Annotated in this window: 11 protein-coding genes, 3 pseudogenes and 1 CRISPR repeat array; of the genes and pseudogenes, 6 read left to right on the top strand and 8 right to left on the bottom strand. The window is 40.0% G+C overall.

The window, feature by feature from the left end; all coding sequences use genetic code 11:
• The first annotated feature begins 52 nt into the window (after positions 1 to 52).
• Both L6494_RS10100 and L6494_RS10095 read left to right on the top strand, forming a co-directional pair.
• Complete coding sequence (locus L6494_RS10100; RefSeq protein WP_237994374.1) at positions 53 to 1,897, top strand: ABC transporter substrate-binding protein; 1,845 nt, start codon at positions 53 to 55, stop codon at positions 1,895 to 1,897.
• 406 nt (positions 1,898 to 2,303) lie between these two features.
• The gene (locus L6494_RS10095; RefSeq protein WP_237994372.1) at positions 2,304 to 5,822 is read left to right on the top strand and encodes a serine hydrolase; all 3,519 of its coding nucleotides are present in this window, start codon (positions 2,304 to 2,306) and stop codon (positions 5,820 to 5,822) included.
• Positions 5,823 to 5,955: 133 nt separating this feature from the next.
• Here the strand turns inward: L6494_RS10095 and L6494_RS10090 are convergent.
• Positions 5,956 to 6,138: pseudogene (locus L6494_RS10090) on the bottom strand (ISAzo13-like element transposase-related protein); the annotation flags it as partial.
• Positions 6,139 to 6,280: 142 nt separating this feature from the next.
• On the bottom strand, positions 6,281 to 6,811 hold the full coding sequence (locus L6494_RS10085) for a DUF4330 domain-containing protein (protein WP_237994370.1): 531 nt from the start codon (positions 6,809 to 6,811) through the stop codon (positions 6,281 to 6,283).
• 195 nt (positions 6,812 to 7,006) lie between these two features.
• On the opposite strand from L6494_RS10085, the gene L6494_RS10080 reads away from it, so the two are divergent.
• Positions 7,007 to 7,861 (top strand): M48 family metallopeptidase, encoded by an 855-nt coding sequence (locus L6494_RS10080; RefSeq protein ID WP_237994368.1) that lies wholly within the window; start codon positions 7,007 to 7,009, stop codon positions 7,859 to 7,861.
• An 11-nt stretch (positions 7,862 to 7,872) separates the two neighbouring features.
• Here the strand turns inward: L6494_RS10080 and L6494_RS10075 are convergent, their stop codons facing one another.
• Positions 7,873 to 8,631 (bottom strand): metallophosphoesterase family protein, encoded by a 759-nt coding sequence (locus tag L6494_RS10075; protein ID WP_237994366.1) that lies wholly within the window; start codon positions 8,629 to 8,631, stop codon positions 7,873 to 7,875.
• Between the two features lie 267 nt (positions 8,632 to 8,898).
• Here L6494_RS10075 and L6494_RS10070 point away from each other — a divergent pair, with 267 nt between their 5' ends.
• Positions 8,899 to 9,186 carry a DUF2470 domain-containing protein gene (locus L6494_RS10070; protein WP_237994364.1) on the top strand — a complete coding sequence of 96 codons (288 nt, stop codon included), beginning with the start codon at positions 8,899 to 8,901 and terminating at the stop codon, positions 9,184 to 9,186.
• 265 nt (positions 9,187 to 9,451) lie between these two features.
• A CRISPR array of direct repeats spans positions 9,452 to 11,533; the repeat unit is 37 nt; unit sequence ATTGCAATTTCACTAACTCCCTATTAGGGATTGAAAC.
• 55 nt (positions 11,534 to 11,588) lie between these two features.
• Here L6494_RS10070 and L6494_RS10065 read toward each other — a convergent pair.
• The 3 genes and pseudogenes from L6494_RS10065 to L6494_RS10055 all read right to left on the bottom strand — a co-directional run.
• A complete protein-coding gene (locus tag L6494_RS10065) occupies positions 11,589 to 12,404 on the bottom strand; it encodes a Tab2/Atab2 family RNA-binding protein (protein ID WP_442946990.1) in 816 nt (271 codons plus the stop codon).
• 15 nt (positions 12,405 to 12,419) lie between these two features.
• Positions 12,420 to 13,274 carry an S-formylglutathione hydrolase gene (fghA, locus tag L6494_RS10060; protein WP_237994362.1) on the bottom strand — a complete coding sequence of 285 codons (855 nt, stop codon included), beginning with the start codon at positions 13,272 to 13,274 and terminating at the stop codon, positions 12,420 to 12,422.
• Positions 13,275 to 13,460: 186 nt separating this feature from the next.
• Positions 13,461 to 13,988 (bottom strand): annotated as a pseudogene (locus tag L6494_RS10055) (tyrosine-protein kinase family protein); the annotation flags it as partial.
• Positions 13,989 to 14,054: 66 nt separating this feature from the next.
• Between L6494_RS10055 and L6494_RS10050 the strand changes: the two are divergent.
• Both L6494_RS10050 and L6494_RS10045 read left to right on the top strand, forming a co-directional pair.
• Positions 14,055 to 14,426 (top strand): helix-turn-helix domain-containing protein, encoded by a 372-nt coding sequence (locus L6494_RS10050; protein ID WP_237989128.1) that lies wholly within the window; start codon positions 14,055 to 14,057, stop codon positions 14,424 to 14,426.
• 19 nt (positions 14,427 to 14,445) lie between these two features.
• A complete protein-coding gene (locus tag L6494_RS10045) occupies positions 14,446 to 14,979 on the top strand; it encodes an HARBI1 family protein (RefSeq protein WP_237989127.1) in 534 nt (177 codons plus the stop codon).
• A gap of 129 nt (positions 14,980 to 15,108) precedes the next feature.
• Here the strand turns inward: L6494_RS10045 and L6494_RS10040 are convergent.
• Together L6494_RS10040 and L6494_RS10035 are read right to left on the bottom strand one after the other, a co-directional pair.
• Positions 15,109 to 16,788 (bottom strand): annotated as a pseudogene (locus L6494_RS10040) (GumC family protein); the annotation flags it as partial.
• 169 nt (positions 16,789 to 16,957) lie between these two features.
• Complete coding sequence (locus L6494_RS10035; protein ID WP_237994360.1) at positions 16,958 to 18,310, bottom strand: polysaccharide biosynthesis/export family protein; 1,353 nt, start codon at positions 18,308 to 18,310, stop codon at positions 16,958 to 16,960.
• Positions 18,311 to 18,346: the final 36 nt, after the last annotated feature.

The raw sequence follows: 18,346 nt of genomic DNA, 5'->3' as shown, positions 1-18,346 counted from the left end.
AGTTTTCCTGAGAATCAGACTATGATTTGAAAAAATATCATGATATCTGCATATGTTTGAAAATCTACGGAATGTTAGAGAAAAACTAGATATTAATATTGAACTATTATTACAAAATTTAAATAGTCTAACAAATAGAAAGAATCTTAATGAACTAGAAACAATAATTATTTGTTATTCTTTATTAGGTTACTCTCGGCAACAAATAGGCAATATGGTCAATTTATCTGATCAAAAAATTAGAGATAGATTGACTAATAATATTTATCCGAAGATAGCCGAGTTGATGGGGGTTGATCAAGAAGAAATTGCGGGTAACTGGGTGAAGATTTTAAATTTTTTGCTTGAGCCAAATCAAGTTTATAAATTGCACCCTACGCCTCAACTTAACAGTGATAATTTTCAAGGCAGTTTTGGCAGACAATCTTTCCTTTATCCTCCTAATCAAGAAATTGTTAAATTTCAAACGGAAGCAACAAAATTTTATCAATTGGGGCTTTACTACCAAGCATTACAATATTTTTTAATGGCATGGAATAAAGAAATAGAACTCTATGCGAGTGGCAATCCAGAAGTTTTAATTTATATCAATAATTCTCTAATTGAATATAGAAAAAAGATTCTTAAGGAAAAGAATATTAAAATTTATAGTTTAGCTATAGTTGTGCCATTTTATCATAATCAAGGTAAAATAGCCGCCGAAATGTTACGAGGAATTTCCCAAATACAATTACAAGTTAATTGGCCTAGTTTTAAAAATATTGCCTTAGATAAAGAGATAGATTTAGATGATATCCAACCTCATGTATTTTCTAGCCTCATATCTAGTCAAATTGTATTACAAATTTTAATTGTTAATGACCCCAATAATTTATATGCTCCCTATAATCAGACAGCCGAAAAATTAGCCAAATTAGCGCAGGAATTAAACTTGATGGCTATTGTTGGTCATTATTCAAGTGAAATGACTAAGAATGCCTTACATTTTTATACCCATAAGGGTTTAGTATTAGTCAATTCTAGTAGTACATCTAATGAACTCTCAGATTTATCTGTTGTGTCTTTTTTTAGATTAACGACTCCAGACCAAATTAATGCTCAAAAATTAGCTAATTATTTGATACAAAAAAATGCTGGTAAAGCTAAATCAAAAATTGCCATTATTTATAACAAAAATAGTAGTTATAGTCAGTCTTATAGAAATAGTATTAAAAAACATCTAGAACCATATCAAGAAAAATTCCTTTTTTTAGAAGAATGTAGTTACATTAGTGAGTCTTATTATCAAGTCCAAACATATATAGAAAATATTAAACGCGCAGGTGTTGATATGATCATTATCATCCCTGATGGTGGTATTGAAGCCAATTCTCTCAATAATGCTGGGCTAATTAGTAGATTAAATCTCAATAACTGCTTGATAGCTGGAACAGCAACTTTTTACCAAGATAATGTTTTACATTGGATTCATGAGCAAAGCCAGTACCAAAACATTAATCAAGATAAGCTACAAATTCTAGCTTGTATTCCTTGGCATTGGCACAGCCAAGAAAATGGGTGCAATAGTGCAAATATAATTGCTCAATATTTTTGTAAACTAGGCACTCAATTATGGGGTGAGGAGAATTTAAATTGGCGCAGTGCAACAGCTTTTGATTCAGTATTAATTATTTTGAAAGTAATAGAAGAATACCACAGTGAAGATAGCCAATCTTTGATGGTACACATGAATCAATATTTCAAACATCAGCAAAAAAAGGTAAGGGGAGTTACAGGACTGATTCAATTTGAACAAACAGGCGATCGCCTCAACCCTCCTACAGAAATTGTTGCTGTAAAATGGAATGCACAGCAACAAAAATGGCAATGGACAATAACCTCTCACGGATGGAAGTAGGGAGTAATCCAAGGGATGTGGGAGGTGTGGGAGGATGGGGAAGAAGTCTTACCCCCCCACACTCCCCACACTCCTCTTCCCCTGAAACCTACACTATGCGTGAGAAATCCCCAGTCCCCCATTCGTGCAAAATTTGCACAAACTATTTACCTCTACGAAAATATATTGAGTTAAATAGACTTTACAGAAACTTTATAATTTATATATCCGATTAATTACGGTTGTGCTATTGTTTAGAGTGTGATTCTAATTATCGAGAATAAACCACAATAATGAATCACCTACTTTATTCATCTAGCTATGTACATGAAATCCATTGCCTGCCAGAAGCATAGCATCTGGCACAGTTTAATGGTGTATTAAGTAATAACACAGATGCTCAGTCGACCCACTGACAGCAGCAGTAGTGCAAGCACGCAGCAACGGTACTCTCAGTTTCAATGCTGATGGTTCATTTGCTTACACACCCAATACAGGATTTATTGGTACAGATAGCTTTACCTATTTAGCTAACGACAGCAAGGTAAATTCAGATCCAGCGACAGTTAATATCACAGTTAACCCACCAGCAATTATGCCAACACTACCAGTAGTAGGATTCACAGCCAGTCCAGTAGTAAGTGAACCAGATGGTCCAGGCTTATTGCTGATATTTAACGCTCAAGGCATTATTCCAGAAGAAGGTTTAGTAGTCAGCGTTGGTGGAGACTTCCGTACCTCAGCAGTCGAACAAGGATTGCAATTCCGGCAAGTAGTGGAATCAGAGGGTGTAGAATACTTACGCTTCAACCGTGACACCCAAGCTTATGAGTTCCGCTTAACTCAAGCTAACGCTACTGTTACCATTCCCGTCTTCGATGACATCGTAGAGGAAGCAGACACCACCTACACCTATCAACTGCTAGCCAGTGAAGCCTACACAGTAGACTCAGCAGCAGCTACAGCAGAAGTCACCTACGTAGATGGTGTTCCTGGAGGTATCGGCCCAGTCGTGAGCATCTCCACTGAGCAGACCTTACTGTATGAAGGTGATACCCTAACAGTTAACTTCAGTGTAGATGGAGAAATCCCTGCGGATGGTTTAACCTTGTATGTCCTTAGCCCCACTAGAGGCGCATTGGGTGAATTTGTCATCTTTAATGAAGATGGTACACCTGCTGTCACTTGGGAAGGAATTGCTGGTTTCCCAGAACGTGATGGTACTGGTGGCGGGTTCTTTGTCACCTTGACTGAACCCACAGCTTCCTTGAGCTTACAGGTGTTTGATGATGGTCCCAATGAAGGGATTGAAAACATCACCTTCAATTTGGTGGATGGAGAATTGTATGAAGTCAACCCCGATGCTAGTGGTGTTACATTGACTATCAGCGATGTGCCAACTAATCCTGTTGGAGATACTGGTGACAACATCCTAGTTGGTACAACCGGCAATGATAGCCTCTTTGCTAATGCTGGTAACGACCGAATCTTTGGTGGTCTGGGTAATGACTACCTATTTGGTGGTGCTGGCGATGACTACTTAGATGGTGGCGACGGTAACGACGCACTGTTTGGTGGTGATGGTAATGACACCTTATTGGGTGGTGCTGGTAATGACTACTTAACTGGTGGTGCTGGTGACAACCTACTAGATGGAGGTGACGGTAACGATATCCTCTATGCTGGTGCTGGCAATAACACCTTACTAGGTGGTGCTGGTGATGACATCATCTACAGTGGTTCTGGTCAAAACCTGATTAACGGTGGTCTTGGTAATGACCTCATTTTCTTGAATGGTGGTCAAGATACCGTCGTTGTCGCTCAAGGTGCTGGTGTTGACACTATCAACAACTTCCAAGTCAGCTTGGGACAAAAGGTTGGTTTAAGTGGTGGTCTAAGTTTCGACCAGTTAACTTTGACTCAAAGTGGTATGGATACCTTGATTCAAATAGGCGATGAAACTCTGGCTGTGTTGAAGTTTGTTCAATCCAGTAGCCTTACCATTGTGGATATAGCAGATGAAAATTCCCAAATCAAACCAATAGTTACTTTTAGTACCGAACCCAAATTATTGATTGAATCCCAAGAAACAGTTTCTTTACTTAACTTTAACCTGAGCGAACCACCGCCAACATTAGGAACAACTGTAACTGTTAGTACTCCTAACTTATCGGAATTTAATCTCAGTTTAATTCAAACACAAGGCGGTGAAATTAATCTTAATAACGAAACGCGATCGCTATTAGAAACCGCTTTATCCGAGAAAGTTACACCACAAGTACCAGGAGCAACTATAGCTATTACCTCTCCTTTAGGAAACTGGTCTGAAGCTGCGGGGGTCGCCACTATAGAGGATAATACACCATTGGAGTCTGATGATCGCTTTCAAATTGGTAGTGTTACCAAAACTTTTACTGCAACTACCATCCTGAAGTTAGTAGAAGCAGGAAAACTGACTCTTGAAGATACTCTCACTGATTGGTTATCCCAAGAAGTAACAGCCAATATTCCTGACTCCGATAAGATTACTATTAGACAATTACTCAATCATAGCAGTGGTATTGCCGAATACAATGGTATCTTACTACAGCAGGCAGTAACTAACCCCAATATCTTTTTACGAAATTGGCAACCCGAAGAGATAATCAATTTAATTAATAATGTAGAACAATTCTTTGCACCAGGAGAATCCTGGCAATATTCCAATACTAACTATATTTTGGCAGGAATGGTTATTGAAGCTGCTACTGGTAACAATATAGCTGCCGAAATGCGATCGCAAATTTTTGAACCTTTGCAACTAGAAAATACCTTCTTTGCAGAAGAAGAAGAAATTCCAGGAGGTTATGTTAAGGGTTATTTAGATTTTAATTTTGATGGTATTTTAGATGATGTTTCTATTGCTAATCCTTCTTGGACGTGGACTAGCGGTGCAATAGTTTCTAATACACAAGATTTAACCCAATTTGCACGAGCTTTATACGCAGGAGAGTTACTTTCAAAAGAAAGTCTAGCTCAAATGTTTACCTTGGTAGATACTGGTAGAGGATTTTCTTATGGTTTAGGAATGATGAGTTTTGAAACTCCCGACTTAGGAGTAGTTGTAGGTCATAGGGGAGGAACTCTCGGCTTTAATGCGAATATGTGGTATTCATCAGAAGATGATTTTACCTATGTGGATTTAGCTAATGGTCGGTCTAATGAAGAATTAGTAGTTGATATCATACCTGCATTTACACAAGGTGTGATTCCTACAGTTGGTAATACTAGTAATTACAGTGAGTTTAATTTTACCATCACCGAGCAAAATGCTCAAATAAGTTTACCTGTTTTAAATGATGGGGAAATTGAAGGAGAAGAAACCGCGACTTTTACTGTTGAAGCAGGGGAAGGGTATGAGGTAGATTCCAATGCTAATAGCGGTACTTTTACCATTGTGGATTCATTAATAGAACCAACATCAGAACCTATTTTTGGCACTATTGGAGAAGACGTTATTGAAGTTAGCGGTAGCGGTGGGTTGATTTTCGGTGGTGATGAAAGTGATGTTATCGACGCTTCTATCAGTAGTTCGGGTAGTAACCGGATTTACGGTGGTAGAGGTGACGATACTTTCATTCTCGGAAGTGGCGATCGCCTTATCGGTGGTGCAGGTGACGACAAATTCTTTGCACTCTCTGGTGGTGATAATATCATTACTGGTGGAGCAGGTGCAGACCAATTCTGGATTGCTACTGCTGAAATTCCCGACTCCGCGAATATCATAACTGACTTTACTTTAGGTGAAGATGTCCTTGGTATTGCTGGTTTAGGTATTGGCTTTGGTAATTTGAGCATTACTCAGCAGGAAGAAAACTCCTTGATTGCTTTGAATGGTTCCGATTTAGCGATATTGCAGGGAATTGGTGCAGCTAGCTTGAGTGCAGAGAATTTTACTTTTGTTTAAGTATCTAGCTATACATTATCATCCTATGCGGGGTTAAGCTTAATTGCGGAACTAGACCGAAAAATGCAAGGGACTTCCAAAGAATAAATTATTCCAAGAAAAACAAGAGACGGGTTCTCTCAAGAATGATAATCATTTTAACGCGGGCTTTTCCGTCCATACTTAGACGTAAAACACTCTTATCTTCCGAAGCATCTTTATTTACTATGTCTAATTGCTCAAAGATTGCATCAGTTTGTGGGATTTTTTTTTGAGGCTGAACTTTCTTTACCCTTCTGAGCTTGTAACCTAAATTATTTAATTTGACGCGAATTGAATAGGAATGTGTGTCAAAAAAATGATTTCTTTATTGGGGCAGTCTGTAAGACTGCCTGGAGGTTCGGGTTATCTGTGCTGTAGTCTCAGTACGGATAGTTCAGGGCTGCTGAAAAGCCCCGCCCTAAAGGGCTGGGGTTAGCTTACTTCTTTAATCGCACATCGATAACAGAGGCATTAAAGTTGTAATTAAAGCCTTCTAACTCGAAAGGCATACCAATTTTCACCTTGCTGTTACCTAAAACGGGGCCATCTTTAGTAACTTCTGCTTGATCTTCTAAAGTCAAGAGCATATCTGTACTAAAATTATTTGTTCTGGGGTCTGGTAATTCCTTGACCGAACCATCTGGTTGACCAACTGTTAAAGTTCTAGGTAGCACTTTCACAGATTTAATCCCAATCTCACCGTAAGGCTGATTGCGAATAATGACTTTAGTTTTACCGCCTGTTTTAAAACCTTGCTCAGATAACTGCTGAGGATCGCGCACATTCAAGCCACGCACGACTAAATCTACCTCTATAGGCGTTTTTTTAGCCCCAATTTGAGCTACAGAACCACTAGTACCCGGAAAGACGAAAATCCCAAATATTACTAACAGAATAACTAAACCAGCAAATAAGTCGAGTATATTGATTTTGCCGAACAAGCGACCTTTGGAATCTAAAATAGCCATAAGAAATTTTTCCTTCCTCAGATTCAAGTAATTGATTTTAGCAACAAGTTTGATTACAAGGGGAATTGGGCATATCAATTCAAAATTGAATAACTTCTCCCCCAGTATCAATCCCTGAGTCACGAATGCAACTTAGAAAGGCATCTATACGTCCTAAATACTAGATGTGTCCCGAAAATATCTTCTAACTGAATTATGAATAACAGGAAAGGCTTGGTAGCAAATTATCATCTATGGCGGCGACGCTGGTTTTATCCGTTAATTTCGGTAGCAGTCGCTGTGAGTCTGTGCCTAAGTACACCTTTACCTGGAAGGGCTATAGATTTATTACCACTGTTATTCCGGGGAGCGCAAATACTTCAGCTCTCAAATATATCCGATCGCCAGGAAGTAGAGCTAGGCGCACAAATGAATCAGGAATTACGCAGGGAAATTAAACTTAACCGTAATCCTGAAATTAATCGCTATGTAGAACAAATTGGTAGGCGCATAGTAGCAAATAGCGATCGCCCAAATCTTCCCGCAACATTCCAGGTGGTCGAAGATAATGCTATCAATGCCTTTGCAACTACGGGGGGTTTTATTTATGTCAACACAGGTTTAATGAAAGCCGCAGACAATGAAGCGGAACTCGCCAGTGTGATGGCTCATGAATGGGGTCATATTGGTGGTAAACATTTAGTCAAACAAATGCAGCAAAAAGCACTAGCTAGTGGTGTGGCTACAGCTGCGGGTTTAGATCGCAATAACGCCGTGGGAATTGGTGTAGAACTAGCACTCAACCGTCCCCGCAGTCGCCAAGATGAATTTGATGCTGACAGGCGTGGGTTAAGAGCCTTAACACGTGCTGGCTATGCTCCATCGGGTATGGTAAGTTTTATGAGAAAATTGCTGAAAAATAGCGGTTCTGTGCCGACAGTTTTAAGCACGCACCCAGCAACTAGCGATCGCATTAATGCCTTGCAAACCGCCATCAATCGTCAACCTAGTAATGGACGTGACGGATTGGACGCTGCGGCTTATCGTGCTAATATCCGTTCAGTTTTGTAGCTGTTAAACTTTCACGCTCGCTGCTGACTGCGGCGGGCGATTATTTTAGATGGCTCAACCTCAACTACTACTTCTGATAGGGGTAGAATACGCAGATCGTTATTAAAAACGTTAGCTTGATAAATTAAATTATTATTTATATCAAATCCAGTCAACCACCCGCTACGAGGGTGGTAAGCTCCAGTATCTATATCTAACCATCCCCTGCCTTGAGCTAATTGTCCAGGGTTTACACCAGGGAAAGTAAAGGTAATGGTATGACCAATAACAATCAGCTTATCAGTAAAGTATGGCTGTTCTATGCTGTGAAATTCTCCTCTGATCCAGCAAAGCTGCTCGGCGGTTTGTTCCTTAAGCAACTTTTTAGGGTCAACTCCAGCATGAGTTAGCCATATATCCCCTAAGTCAATATAGGTAGGTAAACTCTTGAACCAATCTAAGTGTTCTGGCGAAATAGTCGTATCTGGGTAGCTGGCTATAGTTGCTTGTCCACCACTATGTAACCATGCTTGCATTAAGGCTAGAGGGACATTTTCACTAGTCAGAATATTTACTAACATCTGCTCGTGGTTGCCTAGTAGACATTGGTAATTGTTTTGCCTAACTAAATCCACTACCTGTGAACTCTGGGGGCCACGATCAATTAAATCTCCCAAAAAATATACTTGGTCATCCGAAGCAGGAGCGATCGCTTCTAATAATCTCATTAATCCTTCATAGTAGCCATGCACATCCCCAATAACTATTCGACGTTGACTAGTTTCGCTCATCGGATCTTCGCTGCCATAAATTAGCTGAATACTTTGCTTACAGTTTAAGCGGTCATATTTCCGCAAATAAAGATAATAACTAGTTGACAAATATAATTTATTGTATTTTTTATTTTGCAAATTAGCTTGCTTGTCTGGAAAATAGTGCTGAGTTCTCTTCGCGGTAGCGGGGTGTTTACTACTCACTCTGCACTCTATCTGTACAAATTTGCCTTACCTTATCTTAGAATTTATTCAGTTGTTTGATTTCTAGTTCTTTATTTCACTATGTCAGATCAGTTTTCTCCTGAGATTAGTTCGCGCATCTGCAACCACATGAACGAGGATCATGCTAACGCTGTGCTGCTTTACGCAAAATTTTTTGGCGGAGCATCCCAAGCAACCGCAGCGCAAATGCTAGCAATTGATGCTCAAGGTATGGACTTAACCGCACAAACCAATGGCGAAAGTCTCCCTATTCGCATCCAGTTTGATCATGTTTTAGCAGATTCAGAAGATGCTCATCATACTTTGATCGCAATGGTGACGCAAGCACGGGTAGAAGCCAAGGGCTAGGAACTTGGGAATGGGGACTGGGGAATTTTCTGGTCTGAATGCGCGAATGGGTAGGTGTTCCAAATCAGGTTTTCGCAACTAAGGCTGAAAGTCCATCTGTGTAATACTTTTGAAAAATTTCTTGGCAAAAATAGCCGCGCACTTTATGCAGTAAGGGTTTTAGACATTTGCATACTACTCAATCACAATTTTCTATGCTACAATTACCAAATTCGCGCAACCGAACCTTGAAAACTAAATACAGAGAGTGTTTCAGGTCGTCGCTATTGCAATTTCACTAACTCCCTATTAGGGATTGAAACTGATATTGATTTTTTTCTGAATCGGTTAGCAGAGATTGCAATTTCACTAACTCCCTATTAGGGATTGAAACGCACCCTTTCCAATGGGACGACAACACTTATCGAATTGCAATTTCACTAACTCCCTATTAGGGATTGAAACAAGTTGATAGGGGATGGTCAAGAAGAACTATTAACATTGCAATTTCACTAACTCCCTATTAGGGATTGAAACCTATCAACTAATGTTGCTAGTTTATTTCTGCCTCCAAATTGCAATTTCACTAACTCCCTATTAGGGATTGAAACGGGAACTATCGACCGCTTCATTTTCCCGGCTGGAATTGCAATTTCACTAACTCCCTATTAGGGATTGAAACCTGCCATTTCTCCCAGGACAGCAAGAGGAAAGGGAATTGCAATTTCACTAACTCCCTATTAGGGATTGAAACAGACTTCCAAAAGGGAGATTCCAAACCAACAGAATTGCAATTTCACTAACTCCCTATTAGGGATTGAAACCTGATTTCCATTTTGGTTGGAGTTAAGTGAATTTTAAAAATTGCAATTTCACTAACTCCCTATTAGGGATTGAAACGTGGCTATTGATTTGATTAAAACCATGAGCAAACATGAATTGCAATTTCACTAACTCCCTATTAGGGATTGAAACACGGACGATGGTTACACCGGATCTCGTGAAGGTGAAATTGCAATTTCACTAACTCCCTATTAGGGATTGAAACTGGAAAACAAACAAGCGATCGCTGCTCAAACCCATTAATTGCAATTTCACTAACTCCCTATTAGGGATTGAAACGAGTCTGCAATGAACAATTCTATTGCTATCATTATTGCAATTTCACTAACTCCCTATTAGGGATTGAAACATATTGTCCTAGTGTTGGGAAGGCTTATTTAGGATTGCAATTTCACTAACTCCCTATTAGGGATTGAAACTAAAGTGGATCACTGAATGAAAAGAAGCATTTTTGAATTGCAATTTCACTAACTCCCTATTAGGGATTGAAACAGTAGATTATTATTTCTAAAAAAAATACCCCTAGTTATTGCAATTTCACTAACTCCCTATTAGGGATTGAAACAGATGCGAAATCATTCCGTAAAGCTTGGATTAACAAATTGCAATTTCACTAACTCCCTATTAGGGATTGAAACTACAAAACTTAGACTATTGAATAACGCAATCACTAGGGGTGATTGCAATTTCACTAACTCCCTATTAGGGATTGAAACTTGCATTTGTTTGCAAGACCTTTATCCTCTACAATTGCAATTTCACTAACTCCCTATTAGGGATTGAAACTTTATCAGATTCAGCAATCGGACAGTTTAAGCAATTATTGCAATTTCACTAACTCCCTATTAGGGATTGAAACGCCGATATTGTATCGTTGTGGATAGCTTTGCTATATTGCAATTTCACTAACTCCCTATTAGGGATTGAAACGAGTAGAAGTGTCTGAGTTATTAATTGATTGGGTATCAAATTGCAATTTCACTAACTCCCTATTAGGGATTGAAACATTTGGGTATCCTCTTTGTTTTGCCTCATGTAATTTATTGCAATTTCACTAACTCCCTATTAGGGATTGAAACAGCAAGAGAGATTGAGAATGAGCGCATAGATGGCTTTTTATTGCAATTTCACTAACTCCCTATTAGGGATTGAAACACCTTTCTCATCTACAACTAAATATGAATAAAAGATTGCAATTTCACTAACTCCCTATTAGGGATTGAAACTAGCTTATCTAGAAAAATCGCTGAACCATTGGACATTGCAATTTCACTAACTCCCTATTAGGGATTGAAACTTAACTTGGTTCAAAGCACAGTAGTAATATAAAAGGATAATTGCAATTTCACTAACTCCCTATTAGGGATTGAAACAGATAGACACTTGAATCCAACTTTTACCGGAGATCCGCTTGCATTGCAATTTCACTAACTCCCTATTAGGGATTGAAACACATGAAGATAACAGGGAAGATTACGCTTTAAGACAATTGCAATTTCACTAACTCCCTATAAGGGATTGAAACGCCAATCATTACTTTTGAAACCGATTGAATAAGTAGCCGCAGATTGCAACTTAAACTAATCCTGACTAGAGATAGAAACTTCTGCTTGTAACAACCAAAAACCACTGTAGGTCATTCCAGAATCATCAGGTTGTACTATTAAAAAATGCAGTCCTCGGCTGTGCTGTTTGCGCTGTTCATAAACTTTCGCCGCCGCCGCTACTTCTGGATCATCAAAAGTAACCAAAATCCATCTATCTACTAAACCAGCTTCTAAAACTAAACCATCTGGCGCACCGGCAATATAGTTGAGTGATACAGGATGGGCTGATTGTATCCATTGTGCTAGACGAAGCGATCGCCTGCCACCAAAAATTACCACACCAGGAATAGCCACTGTTGATGCTAAACCCAAATTAATCGGTTGTAGAGATTCTGGCACAGACAAAATCGGCATGGGGCGATCGCTAAACAAATCGACAATATCACCCGCCGGAATTGTCGCAAACCGCCACTCTTCCCCCCAGAGGTTTTCCGGTAATGGTAAAGGGGGTGGCTTATCTATAGCTAGGGGATATTGCTTCTCTTGCAACCATTGTTTCAAAGCCAAGGTTTGGCGGTGAGGCTTGATGTTGATCCCTAAATTCCGCCCAGCTACTTCAAGTAAACTCAAAGACTGAGGACGAAACACCTGGATAACATCTGGTAATTTTTCACCAGCCGCTTGCTCAATTTGGGCAGTTAACCAACTTGCGTTAGCTTCTGACTGGGAACAAGTAGCTGTATACTCAAAACTGCGAGTTGCATCACAAATCAACAACTCCCATAAAGTATGTCCTGCGGTATCTTTGTGAGGACTACGATAAAAATCAGCTTGCCAAACCAGACTCATGATTTGCTCTTTTCCTTAATTTGGAATTAAACCAAAAGCGATCGCATGATGGCGAATATGATCCTCTACAAAACTAGCAATGAAATAATAACTGTGGTCATAGCCTACTTGATACCGTAAGTTTAGAGGCTGGTTAACACTTTTACAAGCCTGTGCAAATACTTCCGTGAGTAATTGCCCCGTGAGAAATTGATCAGCAGTACCTTGATCAATCAAAATTGAACTATGATAACCAACTTGCTGCACCAATTCACTAGCATCATAAGCACGCCAACTGGCTTGATTGCTACCTAGATAACCATTAAAAGCTTTCTGTCCCCAAGGACAACCCATAGGTGCAACAATCGGTGCAAAGGCTGATACAGATTTATATAAATTGGGATTTCGCATAGCACATACTAACGCCCCATGTCCACCCATTGAATGACCGAAAATCCCCTGATTCTCGGCTTGCACGGGAAAATTAGCAGCAATTACACCCGGTAATTCTTCCACGACATAACTATACATTTGATAGTGAGATTTCCAAGGTGCTTCAGTCGCATCCACATAAAAACCCGCACCTGTACCAAAATCCCAGTCGTCATCCTCACCCCTAATACCAGTATTACGGGGGCTAGTATCCGGTGCAACCAACATCAAACCGTACTCAGCCGCATAGCGTTGCGCCCCAGCTTTAACTATGAAATTTTCTTCAGTGCAAGTCAAACCAGAGAGAAAATAGAGAACTGGTACTTGTTTTTGGTTAACTTGTGGTGGCTGATAGACAGCAAAACGCATTTCGCTATTACAGACTGAGGAGTAATGAGAGTAAAAACCGAGTTTACCATCAAAATTTTTATACTCAGAGATGAGATGAAGATTATTCATGGATTAGGTGCAGCCTTTCCTGCGGGGCGTAAGCCTACTGGTAGATTAACCTAAAACCATGATCCATATTGGGTTTCCTTACGTCAAACGCCACTCACCCCAAGCGGGGAGAATCATCCAAGATTTGAGGGTTGATGGTGCGTTAAGCACTGTAGCCCTAAGCAACCCTACAAATGGGATATCTGTTTAATAATTGTGATTAGCACCTACAGAAATTTCTGTTGCTTCATCTGTGATTCCTACTTCTTCCCCAGATGAAGATTCATCTGATGGAGGTAAGGCAATACTGATATCAGCACCGTTGATAATCACTCCTACCAGTCCCAGTTCAGCTTCTAATAATTGATCAATAGCCTCACCTAACATATTTTCTTGGGTATAGTTTGGTCTTGCTACCAATACTATGCCATCACTGTAGGGTTGAATTAATAGAGGATCATTAGATAGGCTGAGAGGATTTGTATCTAGAATTACTAGATCATAACGTTCTCTGACATCTTCCATGAGTCGCCGCATTTCGCTTGATTCTAAAACAGCCGCAGATTGGCGCACAGGGCCAGGACTGGGAATAATGTATAGATTCTCAACTTCAGGGACTAAACGAATACATTCGCTCAGGCTGCCGTAATAACGCAGGGGTTCTAGGGTAGCATCAGGGTCTGGGTTGACTTTCAAAGATAAACAGCGTGAAGGCGATCGCAAATCTGTTTCAATAGACATCTCCAAAATAGTATTATTCTGTGATAAAAGAACATTAAAGCGTTATTTTGACACAGAAGCATGAGCAATATACTGAATTACATTGAAGAGAATCCTAAACAAACCCAAAGGTTAATAGGTCTGGAATATGAACAGTTACAACAATTAATCATAAATGGGGAAAGATTATATCATGAAAAAAAAGCTTTACTGGAATCTAAGAAAGTGAGAATTATTGCTGGTGGAGGAGGTCGGAAACCAAAATTATCTATTTCTGAACAAATCATTTTAACTTTAGTGTATCTCCGACATCTGACAACCTTTCAACTTCTAGGTATTCAGTTTGAAGTAAGTGAGTCTACAGCCAACGATACGTTTAACTATTGGTTGCCTAACTTGCGAGAATTACTGCCATCAAGTTTGCTTGAACAAGTAAAAAAAAAACGCTTCTGACTATGAAGTAGTAAAAGAAATGCTCACAGAATATGAATTAATAGTAGATAGCTATGAACAAGTCAGAGAAAGACCTAGAGACAATGATGAACAAAAGAAATATTTTTCAGGTAAGAAGAGTAATCATACATTTAAAACTCAAATGATTATTTTACCTGATGCTAGTGATATCGTTGATGTTGTGGCAGGTGAACCTGGTCCAAAAAGCGATATAACTTTGTTCCGAGAATATCGTTCAGAGTTTGATGCCAAACAAAGATTTAAAGGAGATAAGGCATATCTTGGAGAAGATTTAATTACAACTCCAATTAAGAAACCAAGAAATCAAGAACTAACAACTGAACAGAAAGAACAGAACAAAATATTTTCATCTAAACGAATCTTTGTTGAACATCGAATACGGTCAGTCAAAATCTTTCGAGTTGTCCAAGAGAGATTTAGGTTAAATACCCGCAAATATAAGCAAGTAATTTTGACGATTTGTGGGCTAGTAAGGTTACGGATTCGAGGGCTAATATTACCATTAGAAATATCAGCTATATCATCAGGTTAAAATTATCGCATATAACTAGATATTTTTGCCTAATTATCAACAGCAAATATCTCAAAGTCTTATTTCATCGTACAGAATAGCTAATTTAAGATGATTGCATTTAGTGGCTACAGCCTAGCCAAACAAAGGCTTTGACTGTTTTCGGAGATGTCTAATGATCAAAGTTCTTTTGCCAGCACGCGCCGCCGCTATACCTAAGTTGTAAGCACTGGTGGTTTTACCTTCCTGACTACTTGTACTCGTAATTAATACTACCTTTAAGTTTCTGCCTCCAATCCGGCGCAAGTTACTGCGGAACTTCTCATAAAACTCTAAATACAGGGATTCGGAAGATAGAACCACAGGTATTCCTTCTGGTGGTAAATCATCCACAGGCATCAACGGTAATTCGCCCAGTAAGGCTACTTCGCGCTGTTTTAGACTGTCGCGGATATCCTCTCTGGTTCTGAAAGTGCCTTCTAGAGAACCCAATAAGAAGATTACCCCACCACCAACCAAAAATCCTAAGAACCCACCGACACCTAACGTCAAGGGTACACTCTTAGGTTTTTTCGCATCAGCAATCACAGAAGGTAGTCTGGCTACACTAAAACTACTAACTGTTTCTGCCTCAGCCGTTTTGGCATCAGTTAGCTTGGCTTGCATTTGGTCAAAAACTGCTTTTTTGAGTCCCACTTCTTGTTCTAGGCGCGATCGCTCTAGTTGTTTATTAGGTATTTGGGAATACTCCTGACGTAGTTGCAGTTCTTCACGTCTTTGCTGTAATAACTGTTGTTCTAAGGTTTCCCGTTGGGTTTGTAAAGCTACCATCTGGTTTGCTAGCTGTTGTCTTGCTGGGTCGAGGTTGCTTTGGGCGCGAATACCCGTTACACTCCCCGCCAGAGGTGCGGCTGTACCATCACCACCTATCACCTCTGCTGCTCGTTGTTGCAGCAATTCTTCACTGGCTTGTTTTTGACGCTGTAACTGAATCATAGTGGGATGTTCTGGTCGCAGATCCTTTTGCAGTAAAGTCATCTGTGATTCAGTTTGATACAGGCGTGCGCGTAAATCGCCCAGAATTGGGTCGGCACTTAAGGCAGAGGAAACATAAGCTTGACCGACGTTTAAGCCTAACTTATCTTGTAAACTGCGAATTTGGGCATCAATCCCCGCAACAGTTTGTTGAATTAAACGCTGTTGATTTTGGCTATTGGTGACTGCACTCAGCAGACTACCGTTTTCAGCTGCCAATATAGCAGGACGCTCCCGGCGATCGTAAATCTCTAGCCTCTGTTCGGCTGCTTGTAGTTCTGACTTAGCATCCGGTATCCGTTCATTAATTTTTTCAATAATTGCTCTTAAACGCCCCGTATTAATATCACTACTCAACTTCACCATCGCTTGCATCAATTCCACCAACACTTCCTGGGCGCGTTTGGGGTTGCTGTCTCGATACTTGAGTTCAATAATATTAGATTCTAATTGTCCAGTCCGGGCATTTCTCCTGGGTAGCTTCAGTGCGACGCTTTCACCGATGGTTTTTGGTGAGACATTCATTTTTGTTCCCACACGTTCAATCAACTGGTCTGAGAGCAATACTTCCTCATTGAGTTCTTGACCTTGTTGTTGAATTTCACTACCAGTAGCAGAGAAAGAGACTGGTGGGCGAGAGTAGGTTAATGAGCTATCTGCTACATAGGTGGGTGGCGGATCGGGTTGGATGGCGACGACTGTTGACCCCGCCACAATTAAAGCAAAGCTGGCTAGTCCAATCCATTTGTATTTTTCAAAAGCAATGACGTAACGCTTAACAATTGGTGGGGTCATAACAGAAGCATCGGTAAACAGACGAGGGTGGATAGAATCGGCGATCGCTAGTTGTCATTATAGTTACTGTTATTATTCATGATTGACGATTCATTAGTCACCCCCGTGTTTCATTTTGCTACATTCTTGATTTATCCTTTACAAGCCATATACCTCAAAAACAAATATTTTAATTTCTGCCGCCAAAGTTTTCAAAGAAATTCAGGAAGGAACGCACATTGAAAAATGGCTGAGTAATTGTACTAAGAAAGTTGGTTATTCTGCCAATTAGGTTGCGACCAACTACAATCACATCATTATCTTGCAGTGGCACGTTTTGCGCGACATCACCATTCATAGCTTTCTTTGCATCTAACGATTGAGTTACAGCTTTCCCTCGTTCTGGGTCAAACCGCACTAAAGCAATATCCCGCAGGTTAGCAGTATCAAGATTGATTCCACCCAAGGCATCTACAAAGGTGCTACCGTTCGGCAGTGCTTGCGTCACGATTCCCCCAGCTGCATAATTTAAGACTCGGACTCTAATTTGCGGTATAGCTAAGGAGGAACGAGAGACTAAAGTCCGGTCATAACCGTCATCTGTGCCAATTTCACGCCGTGGCACAATAATAGCATCGCCATCTTGTAGACGTAAGCTAGGTAGTGAGCCGTCATTTTGCAGTGTCCCATACAGGTCAATATTTTGGGCAATGGTAGAACCATCCATTAACCGACGACGTACTTTTACCTGTCTCAAGTCAGCACCAATGCTAGAACCACCAGCTATCAGCAAAGCATCAGCCACACGGGGTAAAGCGGCGGAAATATTATAAATACCTGGTCGAAATACTTCCCCACTGATAGTTACCTGTACAGGACGAGGACTGGCTAGAGACACCACTAACATTGGATTTACTAAAATACGGCTCAAACTCAAACCAATTTTTTCTTTTGCTTCTTCCAAACTTAAACCTTGGATAGAAACTATACCAACTTGTGGTACTACAATAGTGCCTTCTGGACTAATTTGAGCTTGAAAACTCAAATCTTGACGCTGCCCTGTCAAAGATAAAACGACGACGGGATCAATGACATATTTATTCAGCAAAGAGCGAATTTTTGCTTGGGCTTCTTGTAAAGTTAAACCTTGCAGTGGCACTGTTTCTAGGAGCGGAACTATGATGTTACCTTCTGGGTTAATTCCAGCTTGAAAGCTTAAATCTGGAAAGCGTTGCACAATTACACTAATTACGTCTCCTGACCCCAAGCGATAAGGGCCAGGTGGACGTTCAAAGGTGACGTTAATGCTATCCCCTGGCCCCAACAAGTATCGGTTAAATTGAGGAGAAATTTCGTTATTCGTGCTAGCTGGTGCAACCTCAGTTTCTGGTGGAGGTGAAGGAAATTTGACTGGTAATTCACCTTCAGCTGGTAAAGTTTGAGCTAAAACAGGTTGAAAAGTATTTAATAAAAGCCCTAATTGAAAACTTACACAACACAGGCCGCTCAATACACGCATATAAGAACTCGTAAATATTAACATTGCTGACTTTAGAATATATTGCCAGAAGTCATGACA

This window comes from Nostoc sp. UHCC 0870, assembly GCF_022063185.1.
In the GTDB taxonomy this organism is placed as follows: domain Bacteria; phylum Cyanobacteriota; class Cyanobacteriia; order Cyanobacteriales; family Nostocaceae; genus Trichormus.
The sequence above is the reverse complement of the archived record's forward strand: the minus strand, read 5'-3'. Positions and strand labels throughout refer to the sequence as shown.